Here is an 18,650-nt window from a genome sequence, read left to right as displayed (position 1 = left end):
AATATACAACCTCTATATTATTTTTATAGACTCACTATGCACTTTTGGCCAGTAAAATCAGTTATTTTTAATGAAAAAAATCGCCTTTGAAATAATCAAAAACATATTGGTTAGATAGCATTCATCAGGTATAAAACTGCAAAAAGCTATAATTTGCAGGCCAGAGAAAGCAAAGTGAGTTAGAAACACTGTTTCGTTCCCCAAATCACCCTGCCCTGTACTGACCCCATGAAAACTATATAAAGATTACATATGTTTAATTATTTCATCTCCAAAACCAGAGCTGCTCACTAAAGTAGCACCGCTCATGCCCCGCTCAAAATCATAAGTTACGGTTTTAGCTGCTATAGCGCCTTGCATGCCCTTAATCACTAAATCAGCGGCCTCATTCCATCCCATATGACGTAACATCATTTCAGCAGAAAGAATGATAGAACCGGGGTTTACTTTATTTTTGCCTGCGTATTTAGGAGCTGTTCCATGAGTTGCTTCAAATACAGCAACCTTGTCGCTGATATTTGCGCCGGGAGCAATACCGATGCCGCCTACCTGGGCTGCCAACGCATCAGAAATATAATCGCCATTCAAATTAAGTGTAGCAATTACACTGTAATCTTCCGGTCGTAACAGAATTTGCTGGAGAAACGCGTCAGCAATTACATCATTGATAATGATTTGCTTACCGGTTTTAGGATTCTTGAACTCCATCCAGGGACCACCTTCATATTCCTTGGCGCCAAAAACATCACGTGCTACTTGATAACCCCAATCTTTAAATGCACCTTCGGTAAATTTCATAATATTACCTTTATGCACCAAAGTTATCGTATGGCGGTCATTATCGATAGCATATTGGATTGCGGCTCTTACCAAACGAGTAGTTCCCTCTTTAGAAACAGGCTTAATTCCTATACCGCAATGCTCGGGAAAGCGGATTTTTTTAACACCCATATCCTTCATCAAAAACTCGATTACTTTTTTTACCTCAGGAGTATCGGCTTGCCATTCAATACCTGCGTAAATGTCTTCTGAATTTTCCCTGAAAATAACCATGTCTGTTTTTTCTGGTTCTTTAAGCGGACTTGGGACACCTTCAAAATAGCGAATGGGACGTAAACAGGTATAAAGGTCAAGATCCTGACGAATTGCCACATTTAACGAACGAATTCCGCCGCCTACTGGAGTAGTCAAAGGACCTTTAATAGAAACAACGTATTTTTTAAGCGCATCCAGAGTTTCTTTAGGCAGCCACTGATCAGAACCATAAACTTTAGTGGCTTTTTCACCAGCATAAACTTCCATCCAGGCAATTTTTTTCTTATCGCCGTATGCCTTTGCAATTGCAGCATCAACCACTTGAATCATAGGAGGTGTTACATCAACACCAATACCATCTCCCTCAATAAAGGGGATAATAGGATTATTAGGTACACGAAGTGACAGATCTTCAGCAACAGTAATAGCTTCACCCTGTGAAGGCACTTTGATTTTATCGTATGTCATTGACAACTCCGTAAAATTAGAGAGAAGGCAATGATAACATGTGATAACTTGGAATCCCAAGTACCATTTTCTATTTAATTAGGTCAACTGGAAGCTTACTAAGCATGTTGCAACATTTTAATTTGCTCAATCAGTTGATCATACCCTGCCTCAACGTTGATATAGTCATTTTTTGCCAGATAGATTGATAACGAGCCATCATCCGTAGCGGAAGGTTTTTGCAGTACTCCATTATATCCTTTGCTTTTTAAGCGAAGAAAATCATTGATTTTGGTGACTAAATAAAAATTGCGAAAATAGTTCTCAGGGATCATATGAATTGCCTGAGCATCGCTTTCCAATGATTGTCCCGGTAAGTAATCTTTAAGTGAATAAGAGGAATTATTATGAACAGCAACAACTTTTCCCTTGGGTAATAGCTGTTTAATCTTACTCGCCAGTTTATTTACCTCATGATGGGCCTGGGGATTATATTGGCCAAACTGCAATAAGGTTTTTTTAATTCCGTTATCTGTAAAAATCCGGTTGGGGTCAAATTCATAACGCTGATTATTCAAATGGAATACTATATTACGGCCTCCTGAGTGTACTAAAGCAATCAGGCTTCCCCCTTCCTTTTGGATGACTGCCTGCGCCGCCTTCAAAGCCGTCTGTTCATTATGGTGCAAATGAACATAGGTTTTTCCTCTACCCAGGATATGCTTAATTTCAACTTTTTCATCACCAACCATAATAAAATGGCTCATTGCAAAGGTAAAATGACAAAAAAAGAACGAAAGCAATAGTGTATATCTCATCAACCTCATGGATTATATCCGCTTTTTTCCAGACAGCCATTGTATAAGAATTAACCTACAAACACAATCAATTAGGGAGGAAGAATTGCTCATACAGGAGAAAACACCTACTATAGGCGGAAATTAACCTCTTTTTTGCAGCCACTAATGCCAGAAATTATTCTCTTCAATAAGCCTTATGGGGTCGTCAGCCAATTCTCCGGGGATGAGCCTGAGCACACTTTAGCTTCTTTTATTAATAAGCCTGATTTTTATGCAGCCGGAAGACTCGATAAAAACAGTGAGGGATTGTTACTGCTCAGCAATAATGGCTCTTTGCAACATCGTTTAACTCATCCCAAATTTAATAAAAGGAAATATTATTGGGTGCAAGTGGAAGGTATCCCCTCAGAAGCTGATTTGGAACCTCTTGAAAAAGGCTTGGTGCTTAAAGATTATGCCTTTTTACCTGCTGAGGTCAGGTTCATTGATGAGCCAAAAATATGGCCACGTACCCCTCCAATCCGCTTCAGAAAAAATATCCCTACCTGTTGGCTTGAGATAGTATTAAAGGAAGGTAAAAATCATCAAGTTCGAAAGATGACCGCAGCCATTGGCTACCCCACCTTAAGATTGATTCGTCATCGAATTAGTGATTGGAAATTGGGGAATTTACAACCAGGAGAATACAGGATAATTCATCACCCTTTCAACCCACGATAAAACAGTTATTTATCCATGTATAATCAGGTTGTTTGTACCTGGGGGGAATTTGAAACTTAATTTGCGACGCTTAGGGTGCTATTTCAACGATAAACCAACCGCTTCAACAAAGTGTCTTCACCAAGTAAACGGATCCATGGCCAGACAAACATGCCCACCAAAGCACTTGCTACAGGGGTAAATAAACTGTAATTGAAACCGAGCAAAGCAGTAATCAGTGAAATAATCAACTGGTATAAAAGGCAAAAAAATCCTATTAAAAAAATCTGTTGCATCATAGAAAAAAATTGGAAGCGTCTCGATTTGCTCGAAGCAATCCAGGTGACGAGTAACAATGCAAACGAATGTTCCCCGATTACTGTGGCAAGCAGGACGTCCAATAACAAACCCACAAATAACAAAGTAGTTAATCTAAAATTAACCGGCAAAAAATATTCAATATAAAGGACAAGCAATAAAACCCACGGGGGCCGAAAAGCGGAGACTAATTCCGGCATGGGTAATATGGACAAAAGCAGGGTAACAGTAAATCCTAGACACAAACGTATACGCAGGTTTCTCATTACTGAGTCTCCTTGGCATTCAAACGTTCATTAATTTGCTCGTTTAACTCTTCCTGTTCTGCATCAGGCCATATCAACAATACGAGTCGGTTACGATTAAGCAGAGCTACGGGTTTTACTTTCACTTTGACAAAATCCTCCCCTGGGACACTATTTACCTCTTCGACAAGTCCTACTGGATAGCCTTCCGGGTAATGCCTATCCAAACCCGAGGTAACTAATACATCACCAGGATGAATTGATGATGTTTTGGGCAGATTAATGAGGAATAACTTCTCTATGTCATTTGTTCCGACAAGAATTGCGCGTTCGCCGGTACGATTGTTGCGTACAGGAACCGCGCTTTTGGAATCTGAAATAAGCAAGACAGTGCTGGTTATAGGTCCCACATCAACAATTTGTCCCATAACTCCCTTTGCATCCAAAACAGGCTGCCCCACATAAGCGCCATCACGCTTGCCTTTATTTAAAACAACAATTTGCCGGGAATTACTGGTATCTACAGCAAGAATTTGGGCAGCCATTGCTCTCATATCAGCCTTGGAGGAAGTAAGGAGCAATTCTTTCAACTGGGAATTTTCTTTTTGGATAATAATTAATTTTTGTAACTCAGCTTCCAGCATGGTTTGCTGATACCGTAATTCCATATTTTCGGCTATCAACGCTTTTTTGGCGCTAACAAGTGACTGCACCCAGCCAATTACCCGTACAGGATAATCCACTGCGTATTGTAAAGGAGCAACGACAAAGGAAAAACCACTACGAACACTATCCAAATAACGATAATGGTAATCAGAGAACATTAAAAAAACAGAAAAGACAAGAGCGAGCACAAATCCTATAGAACTGTACCCGCTCCTGCTAAATAATCTGTTACGTGTATTATTCTGTTGAGAGGAAATCACCGCCACGCAAGTCCATGGTTTCTAAAGCTTTACCACCCCCACGTGCTACACAGGTCAGCGGATCTTCAGCAATTAATACAGGTAAGCCAGTTTCTTCCATCAGTAGAGTATCGATGTTTTTCAACAAAGCCCCACCTCCAGTCAGAACCATACCACGCTCAGCAATATCTGCCGCCAATTCAGGTGGAGCCAATTCCAATGCCGCTCTCACAGCACCAACAATACCAGATAAAGGTTCCTGGAGCGCTTCCAGAATTTCCGCACTGGTGAGGATAAAGCTACGAGGAACACCTTCAGCAAGATTTCTGCCGCGAACTTCTATTTCAAACAAATCACGGCTTGGGAAAGCTGAACCAATTTCATGTTTAATACGTTCTGCGGTAGTTTCACCAATCAGGGTACCGTAGTTACGGCGTACATAAGATACAATAGCATCATCAAACTTATCGCCACCTATTCGTACTGATTGATGGTAAACAATGCCACTTAGAGAGATAATAGCGACTTCTGTGGTGCCACCGCCTATATCTACAACCATCGAACCACTCGCTTCCTCAACTGGCATTCCGGATCCCAGGGCAGCCGCCATAGGTTCTTCGATAAGGAATACTTCTCGAGCTCCTGCACCCATTGCAGACTCCCGAATTGCGCGACGTTCTACCTGGGTAGAGCCACAAGGAACACAAACCAGAACACGAGGACTTGGTCTTAAGAATTTATTTTCATGAACTTTATGAATAAAATGCTGCAACATTTTTTCGGTAACAAAAAAGTCGGCAATTACACCATCTTTCATAGGTCTAATCGCATTAATGTTACCAGGAGTTCTTCCTAACATTCGCTTCGCTTCAAGTCCAACCGCTGCAACCCGTTTTTGTCCTGATTCATTACGCAAAGCTACTACTGAAGGTTCGTTTAGAACAATTCCTTTATCTCTTACATAAATCAATGTATTAGCTGTTCCTAGATCTATCGATAAATCATTGGAAAACACGCCCCTTAATTTTCTGAACATAAGCCGCAATATCCTGTTCTTTTTTTTGTGCGCTACTTTATCCTAAATTTGGATAAAAATCGACAGTTCTTACACAACAATTTAAAATTAAGAGTGTATTTTTATACATAAATGTACTTTTTGAATTTCTAAACCAAGGGGCAATCAAGGAGACATTTTTTGCTCCAAGCTGGCCTGGTATAATTTTTTAAGTAGTAATTTATTGGTTCGTCACTGCTGTAATAACAAATAATTACAACAGTGACCTAAAGAATTTTGCTATATCCTGTTCATTATTCTATCTTACTCAGCGTAAAAACCTGATTTAATTTATCCCGATTCACAGCCATAAATCGTTGTCCCAGCCCCTTTACTTCAGCAAGCTCTTCCAGGGATTTAAAGCCATGATGACTTTTTCTGTATGCAATGATTGCTTCAGCCCGCTTTTTCCCTATCCCTTTAATTGAACCAGTAAGCATCGATATATCTGCCGTATTAAGATCGATTTTATGTAAGACAATGGGGGGCTTCTTTTTGATTGAAGCTTCTTTAGGGAGGGCTGCGTAAGCAGAAAGGGTTGTTACAGACAATGACAAAGCAATAGCAATAAATTTTGCTTTCATAATTTTCTCCTAATTGTTGGACTATATGGCTCGTTCCAGAGCCAAAAAAAGTATCCCAAGATTCGAGCTTGCTGTCGAGAAATTTTTTACATTTTTTATCTGGATAGGAGCAAAAATGGAATTTGGAGAAATTGAGAACGTTTAATGTTCAAAAATGAATTCATTATCCCTCAGTAAACCGCTCTGCAAGGCAACCTCTCTTTTATTTTTGCAGCATAGAAAATTCATGCTCATAATGAAGTGCGAGAAGCCATGACAGTGTGTCTAAGATGGATTCCCGCTTATTTAATCATTAATTGGTGCTGGCATGATGAAGTACATAGGCCACACATGCAGTTAATTTCTTTACCATATCCAGATGTAGAAATTCATTAGGTCCATGTGCATTCGATTGAGGCCCTAAAACTCCGGTAATCATAAATTGGGCTTCAGGAAATTTTTTCCCCAGCATTCCCATGAAAGGTATAGTCCCACCCTCTCCGAAATAGGCAGCCTCTTTTCCGTAATAAGTCATCGATGCTTCATCAGCGGCTTTTTCCAGCCAGGGAGCAAGTTCAGGGGCATTCCAACCCTGGGATCCATCACCTATTTTAAAACTCACCTTAGCTGAATAGGGGGGGGTTGTAGTCAAAGCTTCATGTATTACTTTTGCGGCAACCTCAGGATCAACCAAAGGCGGCAAGCGCATAGACAATTTTAAAGCAGTTTGAGGACGCATAACATTGCCCGCATCCGCTATAGCAGGAAAACCATTAGCTCCGGTAACTGTCAGAGCAGGTTTCCAGGTCCGGTTCAGAATTAATTGTTTCCTGTCCTTTAATAAAGGTTCAACCCCCGGGTATAAGGGAAAATCAGCATAAACAGAATCTCCTAAAACCTGCGCACACTGTTCTGCCTGACGTGTTCTTTCTTCAGGGATGTCGCAAAACAATTCAGGTAATTTTATTTCTCCTGAAACCTCATCTTCAAGACGACTTATCAGTTGCCGAGCAACTCTGAAACTGTCGGCAATAATGCCGCTTGCCGCACCCGAATGAACCCCCTCACGAATCAATTCAATGGATAACTCACCTACCAGGTTTCCCCGTAATGAAGTAGTCATCCACAGCTGTTCATAGTTACCTGCCCCAGAATCAAGACAAATAACCAACTTTGGTTTACCAATCCGTTCATTGAGCAGTTCAATATAATAAGGCAGATCATAACTACCACTCTCTTCACATGCCTCAATTATTAAAACACAACGCGGAATAGGTAATCCTTGCTTCTGCAATGCATTGATCGCAGTTAAAGAGGCGTATGCAGAATAGCCATCGTCTGCAGCACCTCGACCATAGAGGCGCCCCTCTTTTAGTACGGGTTTCCATGGGTGCAAATCCTCTTTCCACCCTGACATTTCAGGTTGTTTATCCAGGTGGCCATACAACAATACAGTTTCATCAATCTGTCCCGGAACCTCGATAAAAATCAGGGGGGTACGTCCTTCCAATCTCATTATTTCGAGCATCATTCCTTCGGGGGCATGAGCCTTACACCAGGAAGCAATATGAATCACTGCTTGCTCCATTAATCCATGCTCCTGCCATTTAGGATCAAAATGGGGGGATTTATTGGGGATTTTTATGTAATCACATAAGCTTGGAATTATTTCCTTTTCCCATTGGAGACATACAAAATCATACAGTGCTTGCGGATTGAACATGAACTTGCTCCTCAATAATAGCGACAATTCTGTCTGTAGCAGATCTTATACCCAGTGCATTAATTTTATTAATAATATCCTTTTTATTCCTCTCCAGTTCATGTAAAGCGTGTACTAAAGTTTCCGGGGTTAAAGCCCTGTCTTCAATGACGCAACTAATACCCAATTCCTTAAAATATCGGGCATTTTGAATTTGATCACCTCGACTGACCTCAGCGGGTAAAGGAATGAGTATATGGGGTTTGCCAAGGGCCAATATTTCATAAAGAGAATTGGCACCTGCCCTTGAGATAACTATTGAGGCTGCTGCAAACAAATCAGCAAGCTCTTCGTTAACGTATTCAAATTGTTCGTATCCTTCCCGCTCTTTTAAGGAATTTTCCAATTTCCCTTTGCCACAGATATGAATGATTTGATATTCCTTTGTTAACTGATCCAGGGCATCACGGATACACCGATTGATTGAGCCGGCGCCCAAGCTACCCCCGATTGCCAGAAGACATGGTTTGGGAGTCTTAAAACCACATAGTTCAAGGGCGCGATCCGCATTACCAGAAAAGAGCTGCTCCCGAATGGGGGTTCCGGTTACTTCGATTTTATCCTGCCTTTTAAAATGTTTTTTTCCTGCCTCAAAAGTCAAACAAATTTTATTCACAAAAGGAAAGCATAATCGATTAGCAAGTCCGGGACTCATATCAGACTCATGGGCAACAACAGGAATCCGGTTTAACCACGCACCTACTACAACTGGGAAGGCAACGAAACCACCCTTTGAAAAAACCACATCCGGTTTAAGCTTGTTGAGCAAGAAAAACGATTGCATGATGCCGAACAGGATCTTAAATGGATCCATTAAATTTTTTAAACTCAAGTATCGACGTAATTTCCCACTGCTTATGCTGTAAAAAGGGATTTTAAGCGGTTCGATCATCTGCTTTTCAATACCTTGTGCAGAACCAATATAGGCAATATCCCAACCTTTTTGACTAAATTCATTTATCAAAGCGACATTAGGCGCCACATGTCCTGCTGTACCTCCTCCTGTAAAAACGATCATTGGCATCATAAAATTTTCCTAATAAGTAAACTCAAGTCTATAGCCTGAATTGATTTGGTAATCGCACCAACAGAAATAAAATCAACACCCAATTGACCTATCGCTGCGATATTTTCCAGGGTAATCCCTCCCGATACCTCTAAAGTACACCGTTTTGGCTGGTTCATTTTCACTGCTTTTTCCAGCATCTCTTCACTAAAATTATCGAGCATTATCCGATCAGGCTGAGCAGCGAGTGCTTCGTGTAATTCTTCCAGAGTTTCAACTTCCACCTCAACCAGAATATTTTTATGGTTCTGCCTAGCCAAAGCAACCGCTTTGCCTACCGATCCACATGCGGCAATATGATTTTCTTTAATTAAAACAGCATCATAAAGCCCCATACGGTGATTAAGACCTCCTCCACAGGTTACTGCATATTTTTGCGCAGCTCTTAATCCGGGAATCGTTTTACGTGTATCCAGTATTCGGGTCTGTGTGCCCCGTAACTTTTGGACATAGTGATAGGTTTGGCTTGCAGTGGCTGAAAGTGTTTGTAAGAAATTTAATGCAGTACGCTCCCCTGTTAAAATGCTTCGTCCCGGTCCATGTAAAGTGCAAAGCACAGACGGTTTATCCAGCCAAACTCCTTCTGCAACACCCCACTCCAGTTTGATTTGGTCATCCAGTTGCTTGAACACTTCATTTACCCAGGCTTGACCGCATACTAACATGGGTTCCCGCGAAATAATTTCTGCCCTAACTTGCAAGTTGGGAGGCAACAATTCTGCAGTAACGTCACCAGTACCTACATCTTCAAGCAAGGCACGCTTTACATCAGCGTCAATCTGTATGGAAATTTTATTCATGTACGGGTTTCCTATCCTTCATTGTATAGCGAATTTTTAATAATAAAGGGGCAATAAAGGTAGTAATCATAACCATTAAAACAATAGCAGAAAATAAGTCATCGGATATAACACCCAGGGTTCGTCCAATAGATGCAAATACCAAACCCACTTCACCCCGCGGCAACATTCCGATGCCTATGAGCAATCGATCATCGGAAGGACGTGCCCCATAGCCGCTAATTAATTTACCTGCCACAGCTGCAAGAATTAACCCACTTGCCAAAATAAGTACATTCCAATGATAAAAACACTCCAATTTTACCTGAATGCCAATCACGATAAAAAACATAGGAGACAATATGGATTCCAATGGCGATAATAAATGGTAAATGCTACGACGATCCTTCGTACTTAAAGACTTTTTATCAAAATAGTCATCATGAAGAATAATCCCCGCTGTAAATGCACCAATAATTGTCGCCAGCTGCAGCACTGATGCCAACCAGGAGAGAGCCATTATAAATATGAAGGAGATGAACAATTTTGCTTCCCAAGGTTCAAGGAAACGAAAAAAATAAATGGCCTTGCGTAAAATAATTGGCCCAAAGAATAAAGACCCGGTAAAAAACAATGCTGCACTGATAATAATGCGCAATAAAACCAGCATATCAACTTCGCCGCTAATTACCAAGGAACTGACCACCGCCAATATGATTAAGCCCAACACATCATCCAGCATGGCAGCACCCAAAATAATCTTGGCCTCCCGGGTACGTAATTTTTTCATTTCAGTAAGTACGCGGGCTGTAATCCCTATACTTGTGGCACTTAGGGTAGCCGCAATAAATAAATCCGTTTGATAGGAGCCATTCGGCATCAACATATAAGCGACAGCAAACCCAAGAAGCATAGGTGCAACCACACCAAGTAAGGCGACAAAAAATGAATCTCGACCTGTATGTTTCATTTCCTCTATCGAGCTTTCCAGTCCCACCATAAAGAGAAGAAAAATAACCCCATACCGTGAAAAAATATCTACAACATAGGTGATTTTCAGGAAATCGGCACCATGTGGGCCATTTAAAGCTTCAACTACTTGTCGAGCATAATTGGGTTCAGGAATAATCGATGCAACCGCTTGATTGATTGGCACTCCCTGGAGTATTTGCTTCATAATATCAAAAATTGCAGAACCTTCACGCAATAAAACCGCCAAGGGAAATCCATAATGATAAAATAAATTGCCAATGAAAATTCCTATCAGCAACTCTCCAAGCACACTGGGCTGGTGTAAGCGTCTTGCGGTATAGCGGCCAATAATTGCAAAGAAAAAAATTGTAGTCACCCCAAGCAATACAAAGGCAACCGGATCAATGTGATCTGGAGAAGCAGAGGCAAAAGCCGCCGCAGGAAATATTCCTATAAAAAGAAGCCACCCTTTTAAACGTTGCATTATTATCACATACCTTTATGGTTTTTAATCAGGCCATAGAGCACCAGGAAATTTTTCTTCAGAGAACTTTCAAGCCAGTCTGGTTAAACAAATTTGATTCAGGCCGCAAGGAACAGAATATCTTCCAGTTACCGCGCATAGCGCGGTATGTAGAGAACTGTGGAATTTATTGCTTTGCCAAAAACAAACATGTTTCCAGTACGGAGTCAGGATTAAGCGATACACTCTCTATTCCTTCTTTCATTAACCATTGGGCAAAATCCTGATGATCTGAAGGTCCTTGCCCGCAAATACCTATGTATTTATTAGCTTTTTTACAGGCGGAAATTGCCATATGTAATAAAGCCTTGACCGCTTCATTACGTTCGTCAAACTGAGCTGCAATTAATGCTGAGTCCCTATCTAAACCCAAGGTCAATTGAGTTAAATCATTTGACCCTATTGAAAAACCATCAAAATATTCCAGGAATTCCTTTGCTAACAAAGCATTGGAAGGTACTTCACACATCATAATTACCCGTAACCCGTGTTTGCCGCGTTCCAGACCTTGTTGTTTCAAGACCTCAATCACATTGCTTGCCTCGGAGACAGTCCTTACAAAAGGGATCATCACTTCTACATTGGTTAATCCCATCTCTTCGCGAACGCGCCGTACCGCTTTACATTCCAACGCAAAACACTCAGCAAAGGATTTCGAAACGTAGCGTGATGCACCTCTAAAACCTAACATGGGGTTTTCTTCGTGAGGCTCATATAAATGTCCACCGACAAGATTTGCATACTCATTAGATTTAAAATCTGATAATCGTACAATTACGGGTTTGGGATAGAATGCAGCAGCAATTGTAGCGATACCCTCTTTTAATCGTTCAATGTAATACTCAACCGGAGAAGCATAAGCTGCTGTCTTTTCTATGATATAGTTTTTTAATTCTTTATCCTTGAGGCTATCAAAGTCCAGTAATGCACGCGGATGAATCCCAATTGTATTGGAAATTAAAAACTCCAGGCGAGCAAGTCCCACTCCTGAGTTGGGAATAGACTGGAATGTAAAGGCTCTTTCGGGGTTACCCACATTTAACATGATTTTCATCGGTAACTCTGGCATCGTCTCAACGTCAAGACGCTCTTGTTCAAAGGGCAGTAAACCCGCATAAACATAGCCGTTATCACCCTCGGCACAACTGACGGTCACCTCATCCCCATCACGTATGGTTTTCGTAGCATCACCACACCCTACCACAGCGGGGATACCCAGTTCCCGTGCAATAATAGCAGCATGGCAGGTTCTGCCCCCACGGTTAGTCACAATAGCGGAAGCACGTTTCATTACTGGTTCCCAATCAGGATCTGTCATATCCGAAACCAATACATCGCCAGGCTGTACACGATCCATTTCACTGACATCTTTAATGATTCGTGCCTTACCTTGACCTATACGTTGTCCAATACTTCGTCCTTCTGCTAATATTTCACTTTTCTTCTTTAATGTATAACGTTCCAATATTTGTTTATTATCACGGCTTTTAACTGTTTCAGGACGAGCCTGTAAAATATACAATTGTCCATTTAATCCATCTTTTGCCCACTCTATATCCATTGGGCGACCGTAGTGTTTTTCGATAATCATGGCTTGACGAGCCAGACTTTCAACCTCGGCAGAAGTTAGTGAAAATAATATGCGGTCTTTCGCATCAACTTCTACCGTTTTAACCCGTTGTTTGCTATTTGGATCATCACCATAAACCATTTTTAATGCTTTACTGCCCAGATTTTTACGGATCACTGCAGGCCTACCAGCCTGAATTCCAGGTTTATGCACATAATACTCATCAGGGTTAACCGCACCCTGGACCACCATCTCGCCTAATCCATAGGAGGAAGTTATGAATACCACCTGATCAAACCCAGACTCTGTATCCATAGTAAACATCACCCCGCTGACTGCCAAATCGCTACGGATCATCTGTTGGATACCTGCTGACAAAGCTACTTCATGGTGTTCAAACTGATGATGTGTTCGATAAGTAATTGCCCTGTCGTTGAATAAGGATGCAAAAACATGTTTTATGGAAATTAGAACTTGATCGATTCCCTTTACATTAAGAAACGTTTCTTGTTGGCCTGCGAAAGAAGCATCAGGCAAATCCTCTGCGGTGGCTGATGAACGAACTGCGACGCTAAAGTCGTCATGACCTATGGATTTCGCCAGCTGTTTGTAAGCGACTCGCACTGAATGTTCAAACTCAGGAGTAAATGGCGTGCTCACGATCATCTCTCTGATTTCTTTTCCTACAGAGGCTAATTGATGCACATTCTCCGGATCCAGATTCGCTAATTTTGCATAGATTTTTTTATCCAGATTATCCTGGGACAAGAATTCTCTGAAAGAGTCTGCAGTCGTTGCAAATCCACCAGGGACAGCAACCCCTGCTGAGGATAAATGACTGATCATCTCTCCAAGAGAAGCATTTTTTCCACCAACCTGCTCCAGGTCGTGCATGCCAAGATGTGCTAAATCAATTATATGTGTTTTGACCGTCATAAGAGCCCCAAGTCCATAAAAATTGAGAGTCATTTTACTGAAAATGTACGGCTATGGGAATGAGAAACTTCCTTGACAGAAAAGTTTCGTACTCATACCCCTCGCATTAAAGAAAAAATTTTTTCTAAATTCAGGGTATGAGTACTTGCAGGGAAAGAACATTAAGCATTGCATGCCACTAAAGCTTGTGAAAAATCTTTATGGAAGTTCATGTCTCCAAGGAGTCTGATAATACCCCCTTTACGGAGTTTTTCTTCTACCTTTGGATTAGCACCGCTTAAAATCACCCTCACTTTTCGTTTTTGCAAATCTTCAATGATTTCTTCCAAGGTTTGTAATCCTGTAACATCCATAAAAGGAACCCAACGCATTCTTATAATTAATGTCTTGGGGTCTGTATGGGTAACTGCCAATGCGTGTTGAAATGCTTCGGTGGCAGCAAAGAAAAAAGGACCTTCTACCGCATAAACCAAAACACCTTCAGGCAAAGTTTCCATATTGTGTCGTGCCAGTTCATGAGCGAGTTCCTCCTGGGTCATTTGTTGTACTTCAACACTGGATGCCATACGTCGAATAAAATGCAACACCGCAATGATCACACCTATGTTTACTGCAACCACCAAATCAACAAACACAGTGAGGAAAAAAGTGACTAACAAAATTACTACATCGGCCTTTGGAGCAGAACGTATTAACTTAATAAAATGTTTTACCTCGCTCATATTCCAGGCTACGACAAACAAGATTGCAGCCAAAACCGTAAGTGGTATATTTACTGCCAATGGAGCCAGAAAAAGAATAATTAAAACTAAAGTGAGCGCATGAATAATCCCTGCTAAAGGGCTGTTTCCTCCATTACGGATGTTTGTTGCAGTACGTGCAATAGCTCCGGTTGCCGCAAACCCTCCAAACAAGGGGGCAAAAATGTTAGCTATCCCCTGCCCAATGAGCTCCCGATTGGAATTATGTTTTGTTCCGGCCATACCGTCGGCGACTACTGCAGATAAAAGAGACTCTATAGCTCCAAGCATAGCAATAGTAAACGCAGGTCCTATCAATTCTATAATTCGATCTACGGTCATGCTGGGAATTTTAAATTCCGGCAACCCCTGTGGTATTCCGCCAAATAGTGAGCCAATGGTAGCCACCCCGGAAAAATGATAAACGGATTGTATAATTGTTACAGTTAACAAAGCTACGAGTGGACCTGGTACACGTTTTAATCCCGGAACCCTGTTGGAAAAAATAACCAGGAATAATGAAAAAAATCCCAAGAGTGTTGTAGGCAAATTAAGTTGGGGAAAAGATTGGATTAAATATGCTAATTTCTCATGAAAATGCCCTGTTCCTCCTGAAGGGAGGCCAAAAAAGTAGTGCCATTGCCCAACCCAAATAACTACACCAATTCCTGCAGTAAAACCGATAATCACCGGGGCAGGAATAAATTTTATGATACCTCCCAAACGGGCAAGACCAAAAAATAAGAGGATGAATCCGGCAATCAGGGTGGAAATTTGCAAACCGGATACCCCGTATTTTGCGGTGATACCGGAAAGCACTACAATAAAAGCTCCCGTAGGACCTGCAATTTGCAATCGGCTTCCGCCCATAACTGAAACGATGATCCCCGCGATAATTGCGGTATAAATCCCTTGTTCTGGCCTGACTCCAGAAGCAATAGCAAATGCCATTGCCAAAGGCAAAGCGACAACTCCTACAATGATTCCTGAAATAATATTTTGTAACCAATATTTTTTTTGGAACAGACCTTCTTGATAGGATTCAATGATGGTTTTCATAAAAATACAGTATCTTCATTCAAAAATGTGATCATTATACACAAGCGTATTAAAAAAATATCAATTTTCAGATAAAATTACCTACTTTAATTCACATCTTGCCGCGCATCTAATATTATATGTGCTTTATCATTAGGGCTAGCTACTTATGACTCTTACAGCTTTGAATGCGATTTCTCCAATCGACGGACGTTACTTCAACAAAACACGGGCTTTGAGTCCATATTTTAGTGAATTTGCCTTAATTTATTACCGACTGATGGTAGAAATTCGCTGGCTTGAGTCTTTGGCTGCCAATACTGCGATTTCCGAGGTCCCTCCGCTCGATCAAAAAGCGAAAGATTTCCTCAGTGAACTTATTGCCAATTTTGATGAAGCTGAAGCAATTAAAATTAAAGAATTTGAAAAACAAACCAATCACGATGTTAAAGCAATAGAATACTATTTGAAGGATAAATTCCAGCAAAACAGCAGTCTGAAAGCCATTACTGCATTTATTCACTTTGCATGTACTTCAGAAGACATCAACAATCTGGCTTATGCTTTGATGGTAAAGCAGGCAATTGCCCAGGTAATTCAACCTACCCTCGCAGAAATCATGGGCGGTATCACCCTGCTTGGCAAACAGCACGCCGATGTTTCCATGTTATCCAGAACCCATGGCCAACCGGCCACCCCCACAACGATGGGAAAAGAATTAGTCAACTTTGTTGCCCGTCTCAAAAGACCGCAACAACAATTATGTGAAGTATTGATCCCTGGGAAATTCAATGGCGCAGTAGGGAACTACAATGCTCATGTTGTGGCCTATCCAGAGGTAGACTGGCGTAAACACTGCTCTAATTTCGTGACCTCCCTGGGTTTATCCTTTAATGCCTATACTACTCAAATTGAACCCCACGATGGTTTGGCAGAAGTTTCGCAAATCATGGTGCGCATCAATAACATTTTACTGGATTACACCCAAGACATTTGGAGCTATATTTCCCTTGGTTATTTTAAACAGAAAACAGTCGCCGAAGAAGTTGGCTCTTCAACTATGCCCCACAAAGTAAATCCAATTGATTTTGAAAATGCAGAAGGAAATCTGGGGATGGCTAATGCCCTGTTCATTCATTTTGCCAATAAACTCACTCAATCAAGGCTGCAACGCGATTTATCTGACTCTACTGTTTTACGTAATATAGGTATGGGATTTTCTTACAGCTTAATCGCTTACCTCTCCCTGGCTAAAGGTAATGATAAACTACAAATTAATAAACGTGCCTTGCAAGAAGATTTAAAATCAAACTGGGAAGTACTGGCCGAAGCTGTACAGACAATGATGCGCCGATATAATGTTCCCAATGCCTACGAACAATTAAAATCGCTAACGCGGGGACATGGAATTGATGAGAAAAGTCTCAAGAACTTCATTGAGGAACTGTCTATTCCCGACGAAGCCAAAGAGCAACTGCTAAAGCTCACCCCTGAGAACTATACCGGTCTGGCCACTCAGTTGGTAAAGGCCTTTCTATGAGTGATCAATTATCGCAACAAGGACAAACCTTTGAGTTTGATGTCCTTGTTATCGGTACAGGACTGGCAGGATTGCAATATTGTTTGCAGCTCATTAGTCTGCAACCCCGTTTGAAAATTGCATTGGTCAGCAAGGCAGAGGCGATTGAATGCAACAGCCGATATGCCCAGGGTGGGATTGCTGCTGTTTTTTCAGCAGAAGACTCATTGGAATCCCATATTTCCGATACCCTGATTGCTGGTGATGGATTATGCTATTTGCCTGCTGTTGAGTTCATTATTCGCCAGGGACCCGAAATAATAAATCAACTGCGCCAGTATAATGTTCATTTCAAAAAGGACAGTAAAGGGAACTTTCATTTAGCACAAGAAGGCGGACATTCTCACCGCCGCATTTTTAATTGCGGCGACCAGACGGGGCTCTCCATCACCCAGATAATGAATCAGCTCGCACAACAACAGAAACAAATTCATTTTTTTGAGCATCATGTCGCTGTGAATCTGATTTCTTATTACCATCCCCACCGCACTGATATTCAAGGCGAAGTATTAGGCGCATATATTTTAGATTGCGCTGCCAATCGCATTCATACTTTTTTGGCCAACTGTGTTGTTCTGGCTACAGGCGGCGCGGGTAAAACATATCGCTACACGACCAATCCCATGGTTGCCACCGGAGATGGCGTGGCGATGGCTTATCGTGCGGGGGCACGGATTGGTAATATGGAGTTCTACCAATTTCACCCTACCCTCCTGCATCATCATTCTTTGAATAATTTCCTCATTTCAGAGGCGGTGCGTGGTGAGGGAGCTTTACTTAAAAATGCAGAAACAGGGGAACGGTTCATGACACATTACGCCCCTGAGCAAATGGAGTTAGCCACCCGGGATGTGGTTGCACGTGCTATTTTTAGTGAGATTGAACGCAGTCAAGCAGGATATGTTTATCTAGATATTACTCATCAATCGAAAGAATTCCTGAAAAAACGTTTCCCTCAAATTTATACGACCCTGTTATCCATTGGTATTGATATGAGTCAAGACATGATTCCTGTCGTTCCAGCAGCTCATTACCAGTGTGGCGGAATCCTTACGGATATTGACGGCCGCACCGACTTAAAACGTCTCTATGCCATTGGGGAAGTTGCCTTTACCGGCCTGCATGGAGCCAATCGCCTTGCAAGTAATTCCTTACTCGAAGCATTAGTCATGGGCTCCAATGCCGCTCGCTGTACTTTGAAAGATATTTCTGCCCCGTGGAAGTACACCGATCATATCCCGAACTGGAGTGCCCCAAGTGAAGTCAATACCCGACGTGCCAGCCAAATTAATGCCCAATGGCGGGGTTTAAGAGGAGAAATGACTTCTTATGCTGGTATAGTCCGGACTGAAGCAGGACTCGAAGATCTACTACAATTAATAATAAAAAGAAAAAAAATTATTGAAGAGTATTACTGGAGGCATAGCATTACTCGCGATTTTATTGAGCTGAGGAATATCATTCTCAACGCTGAATTAATTGTAAGAGCTGCTCTGGAAAGACGAGAATCGCGTGGCGGTCATTATCGTGAAGATTACCCTAATAAAAAAACCAGGGCTCAAGAAAGTATTGCCAAGCTGGGACTCATGGACAGCTCACCTGAATAATAAGAACTAGTA

15 protein-coding genes are annotated in these 18,650 nt (G+C 41.5%); 3 read left to right on the top strand and 12 right to left on the bottom strand.

Annotation, left to right across the window (positions count from 1 at the left end):
• Window positions 1-246: 246 nt before the first annotated feature.
• A complete protein-coding gene (icd, locus tag KYQ_RS02430; protein WP_019349603.1) occupies window positions 247-1,503 on the bottom strand; it encodes an NADP-dependent isocitrate dehydrogenase in 1,257 nt (418 codons plus the stop codon).
• Window positions 1,504-1,601: 98 nt separating this feature from the next.
• Complete coding sequence (locus KYQ_RS02425; RefSeq protein WP_010654141.1) at window positions 1,602-2,300, bottom strand: hypothetical protein; 699 nt, start codon at window positions 2,298-2,300, stop codon at window positions 1,602-1,604.
• A gap of 147 nt (window positions 2,301-2,447) precedes the next feature.
• On the opposite strand from KYQ_RS02425, the gene KYQ_RS02420 reads away from it, so the two are divergent.
• Entirely contained in the window at window positions 2,448-3,002 is a 555-nt protein-coding gene (locus tag KYQ_RS02420) for a pseudouridine synthase (protein WP_010654142.1), read from the top strand.
• A gap of 83 nt (window positions 3,003-3,085) precedes the next feature.
• On the opposite strand, the gene mreD is transcribed toward KYQ_RS02420, so the two are convergent.
• The 10 genes from mreD to KYQ_RS02365 all read right to left on the bottom strand — a co-directional run bounded on the left by mreD (window position 3,086) and on the right by KYQ_RS02365 (window position 15,473).
• Window positions 3,086-3,565, bottom strand: a complete 480-nt coding sequence (mreD, locus tag KYQ_RS02415; protein WP_010654143.1) for a rod shape-determining protein MreD — start codon at window positions 3,563-3,565, stop codon at window positions 3,086-3,088.
• Window positions 3,565-4,470 (bottom strand): rod shape-determining protein MreC, encoded by a 906-nt coding sequence (gene mreC, locus KYQ_RS02410; RefSeq protein ID WP_010654144.1) that lies wholly within the window; start codon window positions 4,468-4,470, stop codon window positions 3,565-3,567. The genes mreD and mreC overlap by 1 nt, the downstream gene beginning before the upstream one ends.
• Window positions 4,448-5,485, bottom strand: coding sequence for a rod shape-determining protein (locus KYQ_RS02405; RefSeq protein ID WP_003636696.1), 1,038 nt, complete (start codon window positions 5,483-5,485; stop codon window positions 4,448-4,450). The genes mreC and KYQ_RS02405 overlap by 23 nt, the downstream gene beginning before the upstream one ends.
• Window positions 5,486-5,757: 272 nt before the next feature.
• Window positions 5,758-6,087: a ComEA family DNA-binding protein gene (locus KYQ_RS02400; RefSeq protein ID WP_010654145.1), complete on the bottom strand. Its 330-nt coding sequence runs from the start codon at window positions 6,085-6,087 to the stop codon at window positions 5,758-5,760.
• A gap of 292 nt (window positions 6,088-6,379) precedes the next feature.
• Entirely contained in the window at window positions 6,380-7,789 is a 1,410-nt protein-coding gene (locus tag KYQ_RS02390; protein ID WP_019349600.1) for a M20 family metallopeptidase, read from the bottom strand.
• Window positions 7,764-8,855, bottom strand: a complete 1,092-nt coding sequence (gene murG, locus KYQ_RS02385) for an undecaprenyldiphospho-muramoylpentapeptide beta-N-acetylglucosaminyltransferase (RefSeq protein ID WP_019349599.1) — start codon at window positions 8,853-8,855, stop codon at window positions 7,764-7,766. Before murG ends, KYQ_RS02390 begins: the two co-directional genes overlap by 26 nt.
• Window positions 8,852-9,694 (bottom strand): carboxylating nicotinate-nucleotide diphosphorylase, encoded by an 843-nt coding sequence (nadC, locus tag KYQ_RS02380; RefSeq protein WP_010654148.1) that lies wholly within the window; start codon window positions 9,692-9,694, stop codon window positions 8,852-8,854. Before nadC ends, murG begins: the two co-directional genes overlap by 4 nt.
• Window positions 9,687-11,129 (bottom strand): cation:proton antiporter, encoded by a 1,443-nt coding sequence (locus KYQ_RS02375; RefSeq protein ID WP_010654149.1) that lies wholly within the window; start codon window positions 11,127-11,129, stop codon window positions 9,687-9,689. The genes nadC and KYQ_RS02375 overlap by 8 nt, the downstream gene beginning before the upstream one ends.
• A gap of 166 nt (window positions 11,130-11,295) precedes the next feature.
• Entirely contained in the window at window positions 11,296-13,674 is a 2,379-nt protein-coding gene (ppsA, locus tag KYQ_RS02370; RefSeq protein ID WP_010654150.1) for a phosphoenolpyruvate synthase, read from the bottom strand.
• A 161-nt stretch (window positions 13,675-13,835) separates the two neighbouring features.
• Complete coding sequence (locus tag KYQ_RS02365; RefSeq protein ID WP_010654151.1) at window positions 13,836-15,473, bottom strand: SulP family inorganic anion transporter; 1,638 nt, start codon at window positions 15,471-15,473, stop codon at window positions 13,836-13,838.
• Between the two features lie 148 nt (window positions 15,474-15,621).
• Between KYQ_RS02365 and purB the strand changes: the two genes are divergently transcribed.
• Window positions 15,622-16,992, top strand: coding sequence for an adenylosuccinate lyase (gene purB / locus KYQ_RS02360; protein ID WP_010654152.1), 1,371 nt, complete (start codon window positions 15,622-15,624; stop codon window positions 16,990-16,992).
• Entirely contained in the window at window positions 16,989-18,638 is a 1,650-nt protein-coding gene (gene nadB / locus KYQ_RS02355; protein ID WP_010654153.1) for an L-aspartate oxidase, read from the top strand. The genes purB and nadB overlap by 4 nt, the downstream gene beginning before the upstream one ends.
• Window positions 18,639-18,650 lie beyond the last annotated feature (12 nt).

The sequence above is a fragment of the Fluoribacter dumoffii NY 23 genome (assembly GCF_000236165.1).
Lineage (GTDB): Bacteria > Pseudomonadota > Gammaproteobacteria > Legionellales > Legionellaceae > Legionella > Legionella dumoffii.
Note: the sequence above shows the minus strand (reverse complement) of the source record. Positions and strands in the feature narration are given on the sequence as shown.

Bases quoted from the DNA above. Each gene is read 5' to 3' on its own strand.
- KYQ_RS02365 (WP_010654151.1), bottom strand. From the start codon at position 15,473: ATGAAAACCATCATTGAATCCTATCAAGAAGGTCTGTTCCAAAAAAAA.
- nadB (WP_010654153.1), top strand. From the start codon at position 16,989: ATGAGTGATCAATTATCGCAACAAGGACAAACCTTTGAGTTTGATGTC.
- KYQ_RS02425 (WP_010654141.1), bottom strand. From the start codon at position 2,300: ATGAGATATACACTATTGCTTTCGTTCTTTTTTTGTCATTTTACCTTT.
- murG (WP_019349599.1), bottom strand. From the start codon at position 8,855: ATGATGCCAATGATCGTTTTTACAGGAGGAGGTACAGCAGGACATGTG.
- KYQ_RS02400 (WP_010654145.1), bottom strand. From the start codon at position 6,087: ATGAAAGCAAAATTTATTGCTATTGCTTTGTCATTGTCTGTAACAACC.
- purB (WP_010654152.1), top strand. From the start codon at position 15,622: ATGACTCTTACAGCTTTGAATGCGATTTCTCCAATCGACGGACGTTAC.
- KYQ_RS02405 (WP_003636696.1), bottom strand. From the start codon at position 5,485: ATGTTCAGAAAATTAAGGGGCGTGTTTTCCAATGATTTATCGATAGAT.
- KYQ_RS02420 (WP_010654142.1), top strand. From the start codon at position 2,448: ATGCCAGAAATTATTCTCTTCAATAAGCCTTATGGGGTCGTCAGCCAA.
- icd (WP_019349603.1), bottom strand. From the start codon at position 1,503: ATGACATACGATAAAATCAAAGTGCCTTCACAGGGTGAAGCTATTACT.
- mreD (WP_010654143.1), bottom strand. From the start codon at position 3,565: ATGAGAAACCTGCGTATACGTTTGTGTCTAGGATTTACTGTTACCCTG.
- KYQ_RS02390 (WP_019349600.1), bottom strand. From the start codon at position 7,789: ATGTTCAATCCGCAAGCACTGTATGATTTTGTATGTCTCCAATGGGAA.
- ppsA (WP_010654150.1), bottom strand. From the start codon at position 13,674: ATGACGGTCAAAACACATATAATTGATTTAGCACATCTTGGCATGCAC.
- KYQ_RS02375 (WP_010654149.1), bottom strand. From the start codon at position 11,129: ATGCAACGTTTAAAAGGGTGGCTTCTTTTTATAGGAATATTTCCTGCG.
- nadC (WP_010654148.1), bottom strand. From the start codon at position 9,694: ATGAATAAAATTTCCATACAGATTGACGCTGATGTAAAGCGTGCCTTG.